Source organism: Micromonospora sp. NPDC000316 (assembly GCF_042898885.1).
Classification (GTDB): Bacteria; Actinomycetota; Actinomycetes; order Mycobacteriales; family Micromonosporaceae; genus Micromonospora.
The window spans coordinates 337,300-352,985 of the sequence record NZ_JBIAZG010000003.1; the positions used below are offsets into that span (position 1 = coordinate 337,300).

The following is a 15,686-nucleotide window of genomic DNA, read 5'->3' on the forward strand; positions in this document are numbered from 1 at the left end:
TTGATCATGAAGTTATTGCCACCGTGACCGGCGCGTCATGGCAATAACTTCATGATCACCTGGGTGGGGCGGGGGGCTCGCCGGAGTCGAGGACGGCTTGGGTCCAGCCGCCCTCGATGACGCCTGTGGCGTCCAGGACGGCCCAGTCGACCACGTCGGTCACCTCCACCACCACGGGAGCGCCGATCCGCACGCTCGGATCGGTGGCGGCGTCGCTGGCGCTCACGCCGACGATCCGCTCCGGGGCCTCCCACGAGGTGACGCCCGCCCAGACGTACTCCGGGCCGTCGTCGCCGGGCAGGCCGTACTTGACCACCAGCTGCGACTCCGGCGGCAGTTGACCGGCGACGAACCGAGCCCGGGCGTCACCCAACGCCGCCCGGGCGGTGGCGACCGCCCGACTCATCGCGTCGCCCGAGCGGGCGTAGCGCACGTCCGGCTGGATGCCGGAGAACAGCGTCGCGCAGGCGGCGGCGTAGTAGCGCCCGTCCGACCCCGAATGCCCCGCCGGCGGGCGCAGACTCAGGAACGAGTCGGCCTCCGGGTCGGTCGCCGGGTCCAGTTCCAGGCGCAGCAGCACCGGCGCGGTCGCACCGTGCTGTTCCGGATTGCCGTACGCCACGGCGATGTCGTGCCCGGTCACCGTCGCCAGCACCGGGAGCTGCACGAACGCGGGCACCTCCTCGCCGGTCAGCCCGTCGGTCCAGTCCCGCAGCAGCCGGCGAGCCGCACCGGTCATCACCGCACCCCAGGCGCGGGTGAGGTGGTCGGGCACACCCTGGGTCTGCAACTCCAGCAGGCCGAAACGGCGTAGCCCCTTGGTGGTGAACCACAGCCCCTCGGTGTCCGACGAGTACGGCACGAGCACCCAGTCGACAAGCCGGATCCGGCCGTGCTCGTCGGGGAGCGAGCGCAGCGCCGTCGCCGGGTCGAGGAACTGCAGGCCGAAGACGTCCACCACGTCGCTGTCGACGGACTCGGCCACCGCCGCCGCCACGGCCCGCGCCGCCCACTCGTGCGCGGGCGGCCAACCGGGCCGGTATTCGGCCTGCACCACCACCAGGTGGGTCGCCGCGGCCAGCCGGGCCAGCTGCGCCTCGGTGGCGCCGAACGCGGTGAGCAGATCGGGCGGAAGCTCCGGGAACTCGCTGATGGGCCGGGTGTCCACGCTCATCAGCGGGCTGTCAAGCATCTGCCGGGCGAGCCCGTGCACAGGCTCGGCCAACCGGCCGGTAAGCGCCGCCACCGCGGTCTTGGCGCTGACCTTCGGCAGCCCCGCCATCGGCACCAGGTAGGTCGCGCTTAGCGACTCCGGGACCGGTACGGGCAGGAAGTCGTCCGTGATGAGCATGTGGGTTCCCCCGGTGGCGGCGCCGGTGCTGTCGAGCCGAACGCTACCCGGCCCGCACAGCCCGGTTCAGCCGGACAGCACCAGACCCAGGTAGACGAGCGTGGTGACCACCTCGACTGTCGCGCCGAGCACGTCGCCGGTGATCCCGCCGAGCCGGCGTACCACGTGGGTCAGCAGCGGCACCGCGACGGCGAGTGCGGCCACGACGGCAAGCGGCCCCTGCCACGGGCGGCCCGGCACCGCGGGCACCGCCAGCAGCACGACGGCGACCGTGCCGACCGCCAGGGCCACCGGGCCGACAGTGCCGGCCACAAGCGCGCCCAGCCCGTCCGGACGGGCCGCCGGCACGCCGCGCCGGCAGGCCATCGTCACGCCGAGCCGTCCGGCGGCGGTCGCCGCCACCACCGCCGCGAGACACGCCGGCCAGGAACGACCGGCCAGCTCCGCGAGTGCCGCGGCCTGCACAAGGAGTACGACCACAAGGGCCACCACGCCGAACGGCCCGACGTCCGGCTTCTTCATGATTTCCAGGGCGGCGGCGCCCCGCCGGTACGAGCCGAGCGCGTCCACGGTGTCGGCGAGCCCGTCCAGGTGCAGGCCCCGGGTCAGCAGGGCGGCGGCGCCCACCGTCACACCTGCGGCCACAAGCGCGGGTGCGAGGGCGCCGACCAGCAGCAGGACGGCGGCCAGCAGCGCGCCGAGCAGCGCGCCGACGGCCGGGGCGAGTGCCATCGCGGTGCCCGCCACCGGGCGGTCGATCCGCCCGGCGCGCACCGGGAGCGTGCTGAAGGTGGTGACCGCCAGCCGGGCTCCCGCGACGAGCCGCGACTCAGCCGGCACGCCAGCCCGACGCCGACTGCTCGTCCAGGGGGGTGCTTGTCGGGCCGGGCACGGTGTTCGTCGGGCCCGGCGTGGTGCTTGCCGGGCCCGGTCCGGCCGGCTCCGGCTCGACGAAGTCCGGCTCGGCGTCAGGGTCTTGCTCGACGAAGTCCGGCTCGGCGTCAGGGTCAAGCTCGGCGTCGTCCGGCTCGGCCCCCGGCTCGTCCTCGGCCGGGGCCGCGTCGCCGGCCAGCGACGGGTGGACGGGAAGCGCGGCGGCAAGCGCCAGCACCGAGCGCAGCAGCGGGAGCGCGGCCAGCGCGTTGGCCCCCTCGCCGAGGTCGAGTCGCAGGTCGAGCAGCGGGGTGAGGCCGAGTACGTCGGCGGCGAGCCGCACCGCGGGGTGCCCGCCGTGGTCGGCCAGCAGGCACCAGTGTCGCGCCTGCCCGGCCAGGTCCCGGCTGACCATGCCGGCGGCCAGCCCGACCGGCCCGTCCAGCAGCACCGGCACCCGCCGGGCTGTCGCGCCGAGCAGCACGCCGGTGGCGACAGCCACGTCGCCGCCGCCCAACTCGGACAGGACGTCCTTGGCGCCGCGCGGGGAGCTGCGGGTGCGGTGCAGCGCGTCGCGTACCGCCGCGCAGCGGATCATCCAGGCCGCGTCGTCGATCTCGCCGGCGTCGGTGATCACCCGGCCCAGCACGGCCGGCGGCTCCGCGCCCGCCGTGGCCGCCAGCACCGCCGCCGCTGCGGCCTCGGTGCCGACGCCGCACGCACCCAGAACCAACAGTTGTACGCCCGCGTCGGCCGCCTGCTCGGCCAGCCGCCAGCCGTAGCGCAGCGCCGACTCCACCTGCTCGGGTGTGAGCGCCGGCTCGTTCTCCATCGCCGCGGCGGCCGGAGTGTCCACCACCTGCAGACTGGCGCCGCTCTCGGCGGCCAGTCGGGCCAGCGCGCCCCGGCCGGCACGGGCCTGCCCGGCCCGGCGCGCCGACTCGCCGGCGACGGTGCCTGCCGACGCCCCGCCAGCGTGGTCGCCGTGCAGCAGCAGCACCCGCACCGACTCCCAGGCGAGCGGGGTCGAGGTGCCCTGGGTGGCGGCGGCGAAGCCGACCACCCGTTCCAGCACGCCCAGCCCCGCGCCCGGTACGTCCAACGTGGCCAGACGGTCAACCGCCTGCGGGCCGGCGTACTCGTCGGGCATTGGCAGCTCCATGCCCGGCTGGATGACCAGGCCGGTGGCGACCATCGGCAGCGTCATCGTCGGCGCGGCCCAGGGGTTGCCGGGCTCCTGGTTCGGGGCGACCGGCGGCGTGGGGGTCAGCACGTCGGGCAGCTGCACCTCGGGGGTGGGCTCGTCGTCGACAAGGCTCACCGGGGCCGAAGCGGCCACCGTCGTGGCGGCGGTAGCGGCGGCCGTGGGCGGGCCGGCGGTGGCGGTCGTGGGCGGGCCGGCGGTCGGCTTCAGCCAGGCCGGCTGGCCGGCGACCACAAGCACCACCGCGTCGCAGGCGTCGGCGACCGCGCGGTTGGCCGCGCCGAGCGCGTCGGTGAACGCCCTGCCCAGCGGCGTGGTCGGCACCAGCGACAGCCCCACCTCGGGGCTCACCAGCACCACCCGCGCCGAACAGGTGCGGATCGCCTCGGCCAGCTCGACGATCGTCGCCAGGTCGTCGGCGGGCTGGTGGTCCGGGTCGAGCAGCACCGTCACCCAGCCGCCCAGGTCGTCCACGAGCAGCGTCTCGCTGGGCTCGGCGGACTCGAGCACGTGAGCGAGCTGCCGCGGCTCCCCGGCGGTCTCCTCGGTGGTCCAGCTGCCGGGTCGCCGGGCGCGGTGCGCCGCCAGCCGGGTCGCCCACTCGGTGTCCTCCGGGTCGCCCTCCGGCGCGGTGGCGAGATACCGGACCACCGGCGCGTCGGCGACCAGCGACTCGGCGAACTCGGACTTGCCGGACCGGATCCCGCCGAGCACCAGGATCGTCTTCCACCCGTCAACGGACATGCTCGTACCTTAGAGCCAGCCGGAAGGCGCCGACAGCACAGGTGCGCTGTCCCGGTCTGGGATCACCGCTCGCCGGGTGCCCGGAATTGGTAGTCGTTGGGGTTGACGTCCGCCGGCTTCGGATCCTCCTGCCAGAGACCCTCGCCGGGCCGGGCGAGCAGGGAATCGACAAGTTCCTCCCGGTCCATCTCCCGTGCACCCTCGATACCGCCCCGTACCGCGATGTTCCGCAGATCAGCGGTGTCCCACTCCCGCAACGGCCTGCTCATCGTCTCGCCCCCCGTCGTACGCCGTCGGTTCGTGCCGATGCCGCCGGCATACCCTCAGGTACGCGTGGTGGAACCTCCGCGCGGTCCGGTCGTCGGCGTGGCCGACTACGCTTGCGAAGGTTTGTCCCGGCGGGACTCAGCGGCGAGGGGAGACGCGCAGATGGCGTGGAGCTGGCGGTACGAGGGCACGGACGGCCAGACGGTCGAGGGACCGGCGGAGTCGTTCAGCAGCCAGGCCGACGCCGAATCGTGGATCGGTCAGACCTGGCGTGAGCTCGCGGCGTCCGGCGTCACCTCGGTCGCGCTCGTGGAGGACGACCGGGTGGACTACCGGATGAGTCTGCTGCCCACGGCCGAGTGATGGGTTACGACCGGCCGGGCGGAGACGGTCTGGTGCTCGGCGTGCCCAGGGCGGCATTCCGGCCCAGCCCGGTCTTCCTCGGCCTGGTCGCCCTCTTCGCGGCCAGCGGCGTCCTGACCTGGAACGCGTACGGCAACGTCCGGTTCAACGTGTTCGTCTTCGTGGTCACCGGCTGGCTGGTGTCGCTCTGCCTGCACGAGTACGCGCACGCGGTGGTCGCCTACCGGGCCGGCGACCGGGACATCGCCCACCGGGGCTATCTGACGCTCAACCCCTTCAAGTACACCCACCCGCTGCTGTCGATCGTGCTGCCGGTGGTGGTGGTGCTGCTCGGCGGCATCGGCCTGCCCGGCGGTGCGGTGTGGGTCGACAGGCACTCCATCCCGGGGCGGCTGCGGCACACCCTGGTCAGCCTCGCCGGCCCGGCGACAAACGTGCTGTTCACGTTGGTGCTGGTGGCGGCGATACGGATCGGCACCCAGTCGGGCGGCCCCGTGGAGTTCTGGGCCGGGGTGGCGCTGCTCGGCTTCCTCCAGCTCACCGCGAGTTTCCTGAACCTGCTGCCGGTGCCCGGCCTGGACGGCGGCAACATGATCCAGCCGTGGCTCAACCCGCAGTGGCGCAAGATGTACGACATGTTCGCCCCGTACGGCTTCATTCTGCTCTTCGCGCTGCTGTGGAACCCGCGCATCGGCGGCTGGTTCTTCGACGCGGTCTTCGCCGTCGGTGACCTGCTCGGTCTGCCGTCGTGGCTCTACGCCACGGGCCTCGACCTGATCCGCTTCTGGCAGGGCTGAGCTGAGCTGAGCCGTCCGGCCCGGCCGGGCGCGGCAGATCCGCGCCGACCGGGCCAGACTCGCGTCAGGGCCGCTGGGCGGGGGACTCGGTCTTGGCCGGGTCCCGCTCGGTGATCGGCTCGATGATCTCGTCGATCGCCTTGAGCAGCTCGGCGTCGAGCTTCACGCCTGCCGCCTTCACGTTGTCCTGCACCTGCTCGGGGCGGGACGCGCCGATGATCGCCGAGGACACGTTCGGGTTCTGCAGCACCCACGCCACGGCGAGCTGGGCCATGCTCAGCCCGGCCTGCTCGGCGAGGGGCTTGAGCTGCTGCACCCGGGTCAGCACGTCGTCGCGCATGAACCGGGAGATGAAGCTCGCACCGGACTTCTCGTCGGTGGCCCGGGAACCGGCCGGCGGCGGCTGCCCCGGCAGGTACTTGCCGGAGAGCACGCCCTGCCCCATCGGCGACCAGACGATCTGCCCGATGCCCAGCTCCTCGCTGGCCGGTACGACCTCGGCCTCGATGACCCGCCACAGCATTGAGTACTGCGGCTGGTTGGAGACCAGCGGGATGTGCAGCTCCCGGGCGAGCGGGTGGGCGGCGCGCAGCTGCGCGGCCGTCCACTCGGAGACGCCGATGTAGTGCGCCTTGCCGGAGTGCACGACGTCGGCGAACGCCTCCATCGTCTCTTCCAGCGGGGTGCTGTTGTCGTACCGGTGGGCCTGGTAGAGGTCCACGTAGTCGGTGCGCAGCCGACGCAGCGAGCCGTTGATCGACTCCATGATGTGCTTGCGGGACAGACCGCGGTCGTTGCGGCCCGGCCCGGTCGGCCAGTAGACCTTCGTGAAGATCTCCAGGCCCTCGCGACGCTCGTTCTGCAGCGCCCGGCCGAGCACGTCCTCGGCCCGGGTGCCGGCGTACACGTCGGCGGTGTCGAAGGTGGTGATCCCCGAGTCGAGGGCGGCCCGGACGCACGCGAACGCGGCGTCCTCCTCGACCTGTGAACCGTGGGTGATCCAGTTGCCGTACGAGATCTCGCTGACCATCAGGCCGGAGCGGCCCAGGTGTCGGAATTCCATACTCCGACCCTAGACCCGGCGGATCATTGCCGCCGACCGGCGGTCAGAGCACCGGGTTGGCGTCGGTGAGCAGCCTGTCGATCTCCGCCAGCACCTCGGCGCGATCGCGGTGCACGGGGTCGATAAGCGGCTCACCCTGCCGGTCCAGCGCCCCCCACCGGCCGCTGCCGCTGCCGACCAGGAACGCCACCGGGTGGATGACAAGCATCGGGTACGCCGGCGGCACGATCACCGCCCCGTTCCGGTCCACCACACCGCGTCGACCTGCCACGTCGACAACCGCTAGGCCCTCGTCGGTGAAGCCGTCGACAGGTCCACCGTCGGTCAGTTCGGTGACGAAGCCGTGGTAGCGGGTGGGCACCACGATCCGTCCGGTCCGGTCGACCGCCCCCCACCCCTCGCGGCGTACTGCGGCCAACCCCCGCCGGAACGGCCGTACCTCGGCGAAGTTCGGTGGGACCTGCACCGCGCCGGTGGGGTCGATCGCCGTCCACCCGCCGTCGGTGACCACCCAGGCCAAGCCGTCGCTGAACGGACGCGCCGCGCGGTACGACGGCGGGATCACAGTCGTGCCGAGCAGGTTGATCAGGGACCACCGGTCGGTGTCCGGCCGCCGGACCCAGGCCAGGCCGTCGTGGAACGGCTGCGCCTCGGCGTACCGGGCGGGGATCACCACATCACCGTCCTGGCCGGCGTACCCCCACAGCGGCCCGTCCCGGTCCGGCCGCGGGGGCCGGTCACGGTCGAGCACCTCGTCCCGACTCCGGGGGTACGGGCCGAAGCCGTCGGCGGACGCCCGTTCGGTGACCGCGTCGAGCGCCACCCGGATCCGGTCCAACAGCTCGGCGTCGCCAGCGCCGCGCAGGTCGAGGGCCCACTCGAAGTGCTGGCAGGCCTCCATCAGCCGGCCCTGGTCGTAGCAGGTTCGCCCGGCGTGCTCGTGCAGGGCGGCCCGCAGCCGGTCGGGCAGCTCGACCGAGTTGGCCTCGGCGAAGAGTTGGTCGGCCTCGGCGAAGTCGCCACGCCAGCGCAACACGTGGGCCAGCCGCGCCTGGGCCAGTGCCGTCCGGCGCAGCTCGCCTGTCGCCTCGGCGTAGGTGAGGGCGAGCCGACCGTCGGCCAGCGCGTCGTCCAGGTCACCGAGAATTCGGGAGGCCACCGCCCGCAGGCTGAGCAGTCGGGCTCGGGCGCGGTTGTCGTTCGCCGAACCCAGCTTCTCGGTCAGCCGCCGCCGGAGAGCCCGCATGTGGTCCGGCTCCGTCAGCTCCTCCCGCAGGCTCACCGGGTCCAGCCGCCAGCGGTACGCCGCCAGCACGTGCTCCGGGTCGCCTTGGTCGGCCAGGGACGGGCGGATCGGCTCCGGCGCGGCGGGTGGCGCCGACACCGGCAGGTCCGCGTCCGCCGACCCGGTCCGTGGCGCAGGAACAAGACCAGCGGGTACGCCGGACACGGGCCGCGCGGAGACGGGTGGTGCGGAGGTGGGTGGCTCGGTGTCGTGCTCGGGTGGTCCGGCGGCGGGCGGCGCGGAGATGGGTGCTGCCGAGACGGGCCGCTCGGTGTCGTGCTCGGGCGGCGTGAAGGTCGCCCCTACCGACGGGTGGTCTTCGGTCGGCTCCTCGTCCACCGTGCCTGGTGCGAGGGCTTGCTGGTGCGCCTCGACCGAGGCTGGCGGTGCCGACGTCGACCGGTCCGGCGTCTCGGGATCGGCGTGATCGTCCATCGCCGAGTCGCCGAGGGCATCGGAGCTCGGTGCGCTCCGGAGATCCGTGCCCGCGTGGTCGGTGTCGAGGGCGGGTTCCGCGTGGTCCTGCGCGTCGGTGTCCGCCCGGACCGAGCGGTGTGCCTCGCTCGATGTCGGCTCGACAGTCGACTGCGCCTCGTCGAACAGGTCGTCCGCCCAGGTGCGCGGGGCACCGGACACGGGGCGTGCCGGTGGCGCGGAGACCGGGCGTGCCGGTGGTCCCGAGGCCGGTTGGAGTGCGTCGGTCGGCGTCGAGCCGGCTGAGGGCTGGCGATAGGTGACGTCGTCCTCGGCCCAGGCATCGCGGTCGTCGACGTCCACCTCGGCCGGCGGTGCGGATACCGGCCGGGCAGGTGGTGCGGATACCGGCGCGGTGACCGTGACGTCGGGCCGCTCGTCGGTCGGGGGGTCAGTGGCAGTGGGCTCGGCGTCCGCCGTGGACAGGTCGTGCTCGTCCACGGCCCGGGACGGGGAGGTGACCGAACTGCCGGAGGCCGGCCGATCCTCGGACGTCTCGGTCGCCTCGGTCGGCCGGCGTTCGGTCGTCGTCTCGTCCTGGTGCGACTCGACCGGCTCGGCAGGGCCGAACCAGGCGTCCGGCTGCCGAGCCGGCGCCTCGGCCGGCGCAGGAGGGGACGCCACAGGCGGTTCCGAAGGCGGCGGCGGTACGTAGCGGCGTGGCACGCCGGGCGCGATCGGAAGCGCCGGCTCGACATCGGCCGTCGGCGCTGGTGACGTGGGTGCTGAAGTCGGACGGGTGGCCGGCGGATCCGGGCGCTGCCAAGCGGGCGGCGGTGCGACCGGCGGGCGGCCGTCCACCCCGGACGGCCGGTCCTGCGGTGCGGGCCGGTCCTGCGGTGCGGGCCGGTCCTGCGGTGCGGGCCGGTCCTGTGGTGCCGGCCGGTCCTGTGGTGCCTGGCGGTCCTGTGGTGCGGGCCGGTCCTGTGGTGCGGGTCGCTGGGCGGGTGGGCGGTCCTGCGACACGGACCGGTCCGGTGGGGCCGGGCGGCGATCAGCCGGCGGGGTGGGGCCGAGTGGCTCTGAACCGTGCCGTCGGTCCCCGCCGGGCTCGGCGTCCCGCCGCCGCTCGGCCGAGCCATCACCTGTGCTCGGACCGGCGTAGCGCGGCGGCGCTGTGGATGGGGTGGCGGCAGTCGGGGCCGGCCCGGCCGACGCCCGCCGCTCTGGAGGCAGTGGCGGCTCGCGCCGGTCGGCCGGTGGTGGCGGCTCGCGCCGGTCGGCCGGCTGAGACGGGTTCCGCCGGTGGGGCGGCAGGGGCGGCTCGGGCTGCTCGTCGGGCAGTGGGGGGTCAACCGGGGCGGGCAGGAACTCCAGCCGGAGCCGGGCGGCTGGCGGGCCGGACACGGGTACGTCCCCCGCTGGGGAGATCGGCATGGCCGACACCTGTCGGTCCCGGTCGTGACCGGGGGGAGTGGACGGACGGCGCTCGTACTCGGCCGGGGCCGGCGAGATCGGGGCCGCCGAGATCGGGGCCGCCGACACCGGACGGTCCCGGCCGGGCGCGGCCGGCGACACGGGTGCCGGCGACACCGGCCGTTGCGGGGAATCCGGGCGAACCGGAACGCCGCGGCCGGTGCCCGCCGCAGCCGGTGAGACGGGTGCGGGCGGGACCGGCGTGGCCCGGCCGGGGGCGGTGGGTGCCGTTGCGGCGGGACGTGCCCGCCTGTCGTCATACCGAGAGGGTTCGGTCGGTGCCTGTGCGGGCCGAGTGGCCGGCCGCGACGGGACGCCCGGCTCGGCGCCGCGGTGCGGCTCGGTTCGGCGGCCGGGTTCCCGGCTGCGGTCCGGGCGCACCGGCCCGGGTGGCGGCCACGGAAGGGTGCCGTCCGGCCGAGGGCTGGGCTGCACCCGTGGCTCGCGGTGGATGTCCTCGCGGTACGCCGCCGGCCGGGTCTCCTCGCGCGGGCGTCGGTCCGGGTACGCCTCAGCCCGGGCCGCTGCCTCGCGGGGTTGCTGCCGGTGCTGCTCGGCGTCCGGTCGGCGGCGCTCGTCCCGGCGTGGCTGCTCCGATGGCTCTGGTTCGGGGCGGCGTCGCCATCCGCCGTCAGGTGTCGGTGGTGTGCCGTATCCCTCGTCCTGCCGGTACCGCCGCTCGGTGGGCGCGCCGGCGCCGCCGTCCGTGCGGCCTCGACCGGCCGGTCCGGTGTCATCGACGCCCCGCTCCGAGCGGCGGGCGTCGTCGGGCTGCCGCTCGGTCCGGCGGGCGTCGTCGGGCAACCGCTCGGCCCGGCGGGCGTCATCGGGCTGCCGCTCGGTCCGGCGGCTGTCGTCGGGGCGACCGTCGGCGCGGTGCCGCGTGCCGCCGTCCACGGGTGACCACTGGCCCGCCCCTTCGGCGGCCCAGTTGTTGGCGGGGCGGCCGTCGTGGCCACGGGTCGGCGGGGTGCCGTACCCGTCGGCGGAGCGTCGGTCGTGGCCGGGGCCCGGTCGCTCCGGTGTGCCCCGTCGGCGCGGCGTCTCGTCGGGTTCGGGCACCCAGCCGGCGTCGACCCGGGGGGCGGGGGAGACCGGCGGTGCGGTCGGGTACCCCCGGTCGGCCGGCGGTGGCCGGCGGCTGTCGTACCGCTCGGATGTCGCCTGCTCGCGCCGCTCGGAGGTCGGCTGATCGCGGTGCCAGGCGGCTTCCCGGCCCGGTCCGCGCTCGTCGCTGGGGCGCCGCTCGGACCAGGCGGTCCGTCGGTCCGACTCGGGGGAGCGGCGCTCCTCGCGGCGGGGTGGCTCGGGGAGCGGACGCCGGTACGGCTCGTGGTCGTAGTGGGGGGTGTCGGGCCGGCCGCGTGGAGGTGTCTCCGCCGGGCGGTCGTCGCCCCGGGACCAGCCGTAGCCCGGTGCACCGCCCGGCTCCTCGTCCGGCCAGGACCGGTCGTGGGCCTGCTCGGCAGGGGGTTCGTCGGACCAGGAACGGCCGAGGTAGGTGCCGTCCGGGCGGGTCGGCGCCAGCGGTGGCACATCGGTGCGACCGACCACTGTCGCCCGCCCGCGCGGTGGCGAGGGCGGCTGGTGGGAGGCGCCGATGTCACCGGGATAGCGCTGGCCAGGGAACTGGGGATGCCATTCGGTGGTCGGTTCGACCACCCAGGACGGTTCGTTCGGGTCCCGCCACTGGTCGGTGTAGCGACCGTTCATTCGTCGAGCCCGTCGCCGCACCCGGCCGCTCGGCCGATCCCCGTCGACGGTGACGTGTCCGGGCCCCCGCCGGGCGTCCGGTCGCCGCCTGCCACGCTCCAGTGGCCGGCTCGCGTCCGCTCGCTCACGGCGTTGTCACCTCGTTGCAAGTTGTCGCGCTGGGGCCTCGCGTGCCGGTCAGGTCGCCCGTTCCGGCAGGGCGTGGCTGCGGATGGAGGGTAACGGCGTGGGCTCGGTCACCGCCACTATGGCACCGCCCACGAGCGCAAACGTTATCCGATGGTTCCGGACATTTAGGTCGATAACCGTATCTGGGTTCCGACGATACCCCACCCGCCGGCCGGCCGGCCCGGGCAGGACCGCCCGTGCCGGGTCAGGGATGTTCCATGACGAGTACGGCGGACGTGCCGGGGAGTAACGCCTCGTAGCGGTGCGGGATGTCGCCGGGGAACGTCGCGTAGTCACCGGGGCCCAGGTCGACGGGGCTCCCCTCGGGGCCGACACGCAGCCGGCCGGCGGCCACCACCACGTGCTCGACACTGCGGGGGGTGTGCCCGTCCGCCTCCCGGATGGCGCCGGGCTCCAACTCGATCAGGTAGATGTCCCGCCGCAGGTGTGCCGCCCCGGCGCTGAGCAGCGTGCCGGTGAAGTCGGCCTGCTCGGAGCGGACCCGTGGCCCCTCCCCGGCGCGGATCACCCGGATGTCGTCGTCCACCGGTTCCACGAGCCGGCTGAACGGCACTCCGAGCGCCACCCCGAGCGCCCAGAGTGTCTCGACGCTCGGGTTGCCGGTGCCCGACTCCAGTTGGGAGAGGGTGGACTTGGCCACACCGGCCCGGCGGGCGAGCTCGGTAAGCGAGACGCCGACGCGCTCCCGTTCGCGGCGTAGGGCGGTGGCGATGGTGGCCAGCGGGGCGGCTGGTTCCGGCGGCATGTGTTCGCTCCATTGGATCAATGTTCGGTTTGACGAACAGGGGCGAGCTGTTCACTATGATGAACCATGCGTACGGTACAACGAACAGCCGGTGCCCGGGTGCTCCGCGATGTGCTCGCCCTGGGCGCGGCGATGGTCGCCGTGGGCGCCTCCTTCGGGGCGGTCGCGGTGGCTGCCGGGATCCCGGTGTGGGCAATCCTGACGATGTCCGCGGTCCTCTACGCCGGCGGCGCGCAGTTCATGGCGGTCGGCCTCGTGGCCGCCGGCAGCCCTCTGGCCGCCGTGCTGGCGGGGCTCCTGCTCAACGCCCGGCACCTGCCGTTCGGGCTCGCCCTCGGCGACAGCCTCGGCCCCCGGCTGCGGCACCGGCTGCTCGGCAGTCACCTGCTTACCGACGAGGCGACCGCCTTCACGCTGGCCCAGCCCGCGGGCGCCGCCCGCCGACGGGCGTTCTGGCTGGCCGGCACGCTGCTCTTCCTCGCCTGGAACGCGGGCACCCTGGTCGGCGTACTCGCCGGTGGCGCGGTCGGCGACCCGGCCGCGCTGGGCCTGGACGCCGCCTTCCCAGCCGGGCTGATCGCGTTGCTGCTGCCGTCCATGCGCGATCGGGACACCCGCCACGCGGCGCTGGGCGGGGCCGCCCTCGCGGTCATCGCCACCCCGCTGCTGCCGGCCGGGTTGCCGGTGCTGCTCGCACTCGCCGGCCCGGCCGCCATCGCCCTGCGCCGTCGCTCCACACCATCCGGCGGCACCGGGCCCGACCTGCCCGCACCCGCCGGCGCGGGACGTGCCGGGGAGGGGGCAACATGCTGATCGTCGTGATCCTGACGTTGGCCGCCGGCACCTACGGCTTCCGGGTGGCAGGTGTGCTCCTGCGGGACCGGCTCGACCTGCCCGAGTGGGCCCGGCTGCTGCTGCCGGTGGGCGCCGCAGCGCTGCTCGCCGCGCTGGCGGCGACGGCGGCGTTCACCGAGGCCGGCCGGTTCGCCGGCTGGGCCAGGCCGGCCGGGGTGCTCGTCGGCCTGCTGCTCGCCTGGCGGCGGGCGCCGTTCCTGCTGGTGGTGGCCGCTGCGGCCGGTACGGCCGCCGTCCTGCGCCTGCTCGGTGTGCCGTGAGCCGGGATCAGACCTTGTCGCCGAGATTGACCTGAGGGGCCGGGGCGCGCATCCGCCGGAAGGTGATCGACCGCATCACCGCGTACAGGTAGAGCGAGCCCATCCGCTGGTCGGTCTTCGGGAAGCGCTCACGGACCAATTTGCCGATCTTGCGGCAGATCAGCAGCGAGTCGATGACCACGCCCAGCGCCAGCGCGCCCCAGAGCAGGTTGGAGACCAGCCGGACCACAGGCGGCATCGCCGCGTTCGAGCCGATCAGCACGATCAGCGCGCCACCGAAGAACCAGGTGCCGACGGTACGACGTGAGTCGACCACGTTGCGGGCCAGCAGCCGCTCCGGGCCACGGTCGCGGGGGCCGCCCTCACGGCGGAACTCCGCGGCGGACTCGGCGCGCAGCTTGCGACGGCGCTCCCGCTCCTCCTCCTTGCTCAGAGGGCGGGTGGGGCCCGCGGGGCGCCGGCCGACGGTCGGTCGCTTGGGCGTCTCCCGACCCTTGGCCGGGGTGTAGCCCCGGGCCCGCTCGGCGGACTCCTCGGGAGTCACCTGGGAGACGGCCTCGTCGACGAGGTCGGTGGACTTGCGGCGAAAGAGCGACGGCACGCCGCAAGGGTAGCCAACGGTTCGCGCCCGGTGCACATCGCGGTGCACCGGGCGCGAAAGGTGATCGAGGTTACGGACGCTCGGTGTGCGCGCCCAGGTTGGCGAGCTTCGCCTCGAAGTCCTCGTAGCCCCGGTTGATCAGGTCGACGCCGTACACCCGGGAGGTGCCCTCGGCGGCGAGTGCCGCGATCAGGTGGCTGAAACCGGCCCGCAGGTCCGGGATGACCAGGTCGGCGGCGTGTAGCTTGCTCGGTCCGGCGATCACCGCCGAGTGCTTGAAGTTGCGCCGGCCGAAGCGGCACGGGGTGCCGCCGAGGCAGTCCCGGTAGACCTGGATGTTGGCACCCATCGAGTTGAGCGCCTCGGTGTAGCCGAGCCGCTGCTCGTAGACCGTCTCGTGGACGATCGACAGGCCGCGGGCCTGGGTCAGCGCCACGACCAGCGGCTGCTGCCAGTCGGTCATGAAGCCGGGGTGTACGTCGGTTTCCAGCGCCACGGCGTTCAGCTCGCCGCCGGGGTGCCAGAAGCGGATGCCGCCCTCCTGGCCCAGGTCGCCCATCTTCGGCGGACGGGCGTCGGTGACCTCGTACTCGCCGCCGACGGACCGGAAGATGTTCAGGAAGGTCATCATGTCGGCCTGCTGCGCGCCGAGCACTTCGACGTGACCGCGGGTGGCGAGCGCGGCAGCGGCCCAGCTGGCCGCCTCGATCCGGTCCGGGATGGGCCGGTGTGTGTAGCCGTGCAGCTTCGGCACGCCCTGGATCTCGATCACCCGGTCGGTGTGGACCTTGATGATCGCGCCCATCTTCTGCAGGATGCAGATCAGGTCGATGATCTCCGGCTCCACCGCGGCGTTGCGCAGCTCGGTGACACCCTCGGCCATCACCGCGGTCAGCAGCACCTGCTCGGTGGCGCCGACGCTCGGGTACGGCAGGGCGAACTTGGTGCCGTGCAGCCCGTTCGGCGCGGAGAGGTGCAGACCCTCGGGCCGCTTGTCGACAGTCGCGCCGAACTCCCGCAGCGCCTGCAGGTGGAAGTCGATCGGGCGCGGGCCGATGTGGCAGCCGCCCAGGTCGGGGATGAACGCGTGCCCCAGCCGGTGCAGCAGCGGCCCGCAGAACAGGATCGGAATCCGGCTCGAGCCCGCGTGCACGTTGATCTGATCGGTGCTGGCGCTCTCTACGTTCACCGGGTCGAAGACGAGCTCGCCGTCCTCGGCGCCGTCGGTCACCTTGACGCCGTGCAGTCCGAGCAGACCCCGGACCACCTCGACGTCGCGGATCTTCGGCACGTCGAACAGCCGGCTCGGGCTGTCACCGAGCAGCGCGGCGACCATCGCCTTCGAAACCAGGTTCTTCGCGCCGCGCACTCGGATCCGCCCTTCGAGCGGAGTCCCTCCGTGCACGACCAGGACGTCGTCGGTCAACGCAACCTCCAGCGCGTCGGTGCTGCTGTGTTGATGGTGGGGAGCACGAACATTGTCGTT

Annotated in this window: 13 protein-coding genes; 4 read left to right on the top strand and 9 right to left on the bottom strand. The window is 74.0% G+C overall.

The genetic code is table 11. The annotated features are described in order from the left end of the window. Window positions 1-55: 55 nt before the first annotated feature. From ACFY2Q_RS09805 to ACFY2Q_RS09820, 4 genes are all read right to left on the bottom strand, one after another. Complete coding sequence (locus ACFY2Q_RS09805) at window positions 56-1,351, bottom strand: DUF2314 domain-containing protein (protein WP_387128827.1); 1,296 nt, start codon at window positions 1,349-1,351, stop codon at window positions 56-58. A gap of 66 nt (window positions 1,352-1,417) precedes the next feature. Further along, window positions 1,418-2,191: an adenosylcobinamide-GDP ribazoletransferase gene (locus ACFY2Q_RS09810; RefSeq protein WP_387128828.1), complete on the bottom strand. Its 774-nt coding sequence runs from the start codon at window positions 2,189-2,191 to the stop codon at window positions 1,418-1,420. Further along, complete coding sequence (locus tag ACFY2Q_RS09815; protein ID WP_387128829.1) at window positions 2,181-4,172, bottom strand: bifunctional adenosylcobinamide kinase/adenosylcobinamide-phosphate guanylyltransferase; 1,992 nt, start codon at window positions 4,170-4,172, stop codon at window positions 2,181-2,183. The genes ACFY2Q_RS09810 and ACFY2Q_RS09815 overlap by 11 nt, the downstream gene beginning before the upstream one ends. A 62-nt stretch (window positions 4,173-4,234) precedes the next feature. Then, on the bottom strand, window positions 4,235-4,441 hold the full coding sequence (locus ACFY2Q_RS09820; protein ID WP_387128830.1) for a hypothetical protein: 207 nt from the start codon (window positions 4,439-4,441) through the stop codon (window positions 4,235-4,237). 160 nt (window positions 4,442-4,601) lie between these two features. On the opposite strand from ACFY2Q_RS09820, the gene ACFY2Q_RS09825 reads away from it, so the two are divergent. Continuing rightward, window positions 4,602-4,802: a hypothetical protein gene (locus tag ACFY2Q_RS09825; protein ID WP_357010793.1), complete on the top strand. Its 201-nt coding sequence runs from the start codon at window positions 4,602-4,604 to the stop codon at window positions 4,800-4,802. After that, window positions 4,802-5,599 carry a site-2 protease family protein gene (locus tag ACFY2Q_RS09830; RefSeq protein ID WP_387128831.1) on the top strand — a complete coding sequence of 266 codons (798 nt, stop codon included), beginning with the start codon at window positions 4,802-4,804 and terminating at the stop codon, window positions 5,597-5,599. Before ACFY2Q_RS09825 ends, ACFY2Q_RS09830 begins: the two co-directional genes overlap by 1 nt. A gap of 64 nt (window positions 5,600-5,663) precedes the next feature. Here ACFY2Q_RS09830 and ACFY2Q_RS09835 read toward each other — a convergent pair whose 3' ends face one another. From ACFY2Q_RS09835 to ACFY2Q_RS09845, 3 genes are all read right to left on the bottom strand, one after another. Beyond that, window positions 5,664-6,662 (bottom strand): aldo/keto reductase family protein, encoded by a 999-nt coding sequence (locus ACFY2Q_RS09835; protein WP_387128832.1) that lies wholly within the window; start codon window positions 6,660-6,662, stop codon window positions 5,664-5,666. Between the two features lie 43 nt (window positions 6,663-6,705). After that, complete coding sequence (locus tag ACFY2Q_RS09840; protein ID WP_387128833.1) at window positions 6,706-11,550, bottom strand: WG repeat-containing protein; 4,845 nt, start codon at window positions 11,548-11,550, stop codon at window positions 6,706-6,708. A gap of 373 nt (window positions 11,551-11,923) precedes the next feature. Then, window positions 11,924-12,484 (bottom strand): helix-turn-helix domain-containing protein, encoded by a 561-nt coding sequence (locus ACFY2Q_RS09845; protein ID WP_387128834.1) that lies wholly within the window; start codon window positions 12,482-12,484, stop codon window positions 11,924-11,926. Between the two features lie 66 nt (window positions 12,485-12,550). On the opposite strand from ACFY2Q_RS09845, the gene ACFY2Q_RS09850 reads away from it, so the two are divergent. Together ACFY2Q_RS09850 and ACFY2Q_RS09855 are read left to right on the top strand one after the other, a co-directional pair. Further along, entirely contained in the window at window positions 12,551-13,297 is a 747-nt protein-coding gene (locus ACFY2Q_RS09850; RefSeq protein ID WP_387128835.1) for an AzlC family ABC transporter permease, read from the top strand. Further along, complete coding sequence (locus ACFY2Q_RS09855; RefSeq protein WP_387128836.1) at window positions 13,291-13,599, top strand: AzlD domain-containing protein; 309 nt, start codon at window positions 13,291-13,293, stop codon at window positions 13,597-13,599. The genes ACFY2Q_RS09850 and ACFY2Q_RS09855 overlap by 7 nt, the downstream gene beginning before the upstream one ends. Window positions 13,600-13,606: 7 nt before the next feature. Here ACFY2Q_RS09855 and ACFY2Q_RS09860 read toward each other — a convergent pair whose 3' ends face one another. Together ACFY2Q_RS09860 and murA are read right to left on the bottom strand one after the other, a co-directional pair. Then, window positions 13,607-14,200, bottom strand: coding sequence for a DUF3043 domain-containing protein (locus tag ACFY2Q_RS09860; protein ID WP_387128837.1), 594 nt, complete (start codon window positions 14,198-14,200; stop codon window positions 13,607-13,609). A gap of 70 nt (window positions 14,201-14,270) precedes the next feature. Beyond that, complete coding sequence (gene murA / locus ACFY2Q_RS09865; protein WP_387128838.1) at window positions 14,271-15,626, bottom strand: UDP-N-acetylglucosamine 1-carboxyvinyltransferase; 1,356 nt, start codon at window positions 15,624-15,626, stop codon at window positions 14,271-14,273. Between the last annotated feature and the right edge of the window lie 60 nt (window positions 15,627-15,686).

Bases quoted from the DNA above. Each gene is read 5' to 3' on its own strand.
- ACFY2Q_RS09830 (WP_387128831.1), top strand. From the start codon at position 4,802: ATGGGTTACGACCGGCCGGGCGGAGACGGTCTGGTGCTCGGCGTGCCC.
- ACFY2Q_RS09815 (WP_387128829.1), bottom strand. From the start codon at position 4,172: ATGTCCGTTGACGGGTGGAAGACGATCCTGGTGCTCGGCGGGATCCGG.
- ACFY2Q_RS09855 (WP_387128836.1), top strand. From the start codon at position 13,291: ATGCTGATCGTCGTGATCCTGACGTTGGCCGCCGGCACCTACGGCTTC.
- ACFY2Q_RS09825 (WP_357010793.1), top strand. From the start codon at position 4,602: ATGGCGTGGAGCTGGCGGTACGAGGGCACGGACGGCCAGACGGTCGAG.
- ACFY2Q_RS09850 (WP_387128835.1), top strand. From the start codon at position 12,551: ATGCGTACGGTACAACGAACAGCCGGTGCCCGGGTGCTCCGCGATGTG.
- ACFY2Q_RS09845 (WP_387128834.1), bottom strand. From the start codon at position 12,484: ATGCCGCCGGAACCAGCCGCCCCGCTGGCCACCATCGCCACCGCCCTA.
- ACFY2Q_RS09840 (WP_387128833.1), bottom strand. From the start codon at position 11,550: ATGAACGGTCGCTACACCGACCAGTGGCGGGACCCGAACGAACCGTCC.
- ACFY2Q_RS09805 (WP_387128827.1), bottom strand. From the start codon at position 1,351: ATGCTCATCACGGACGACTTCCTGCCCGTACCGGTCCCGGAGTCGCTA.
- ACFY2Q_RS09835 (WP_387128832.1), bottom strand. From the start codon at position 6,662: ATGGAATTCCGACACCTGGGCCGCTCCGGCCTGATGGTCAGCGAGATC.
- ACFY2Q_RS09820 (WP_387128830.1), bottom strand. From the start codon at position 4,441: ATGAGCAGGCCGTTGCGGGAGTGGGACACCGCTGATCTGCGGAACATC.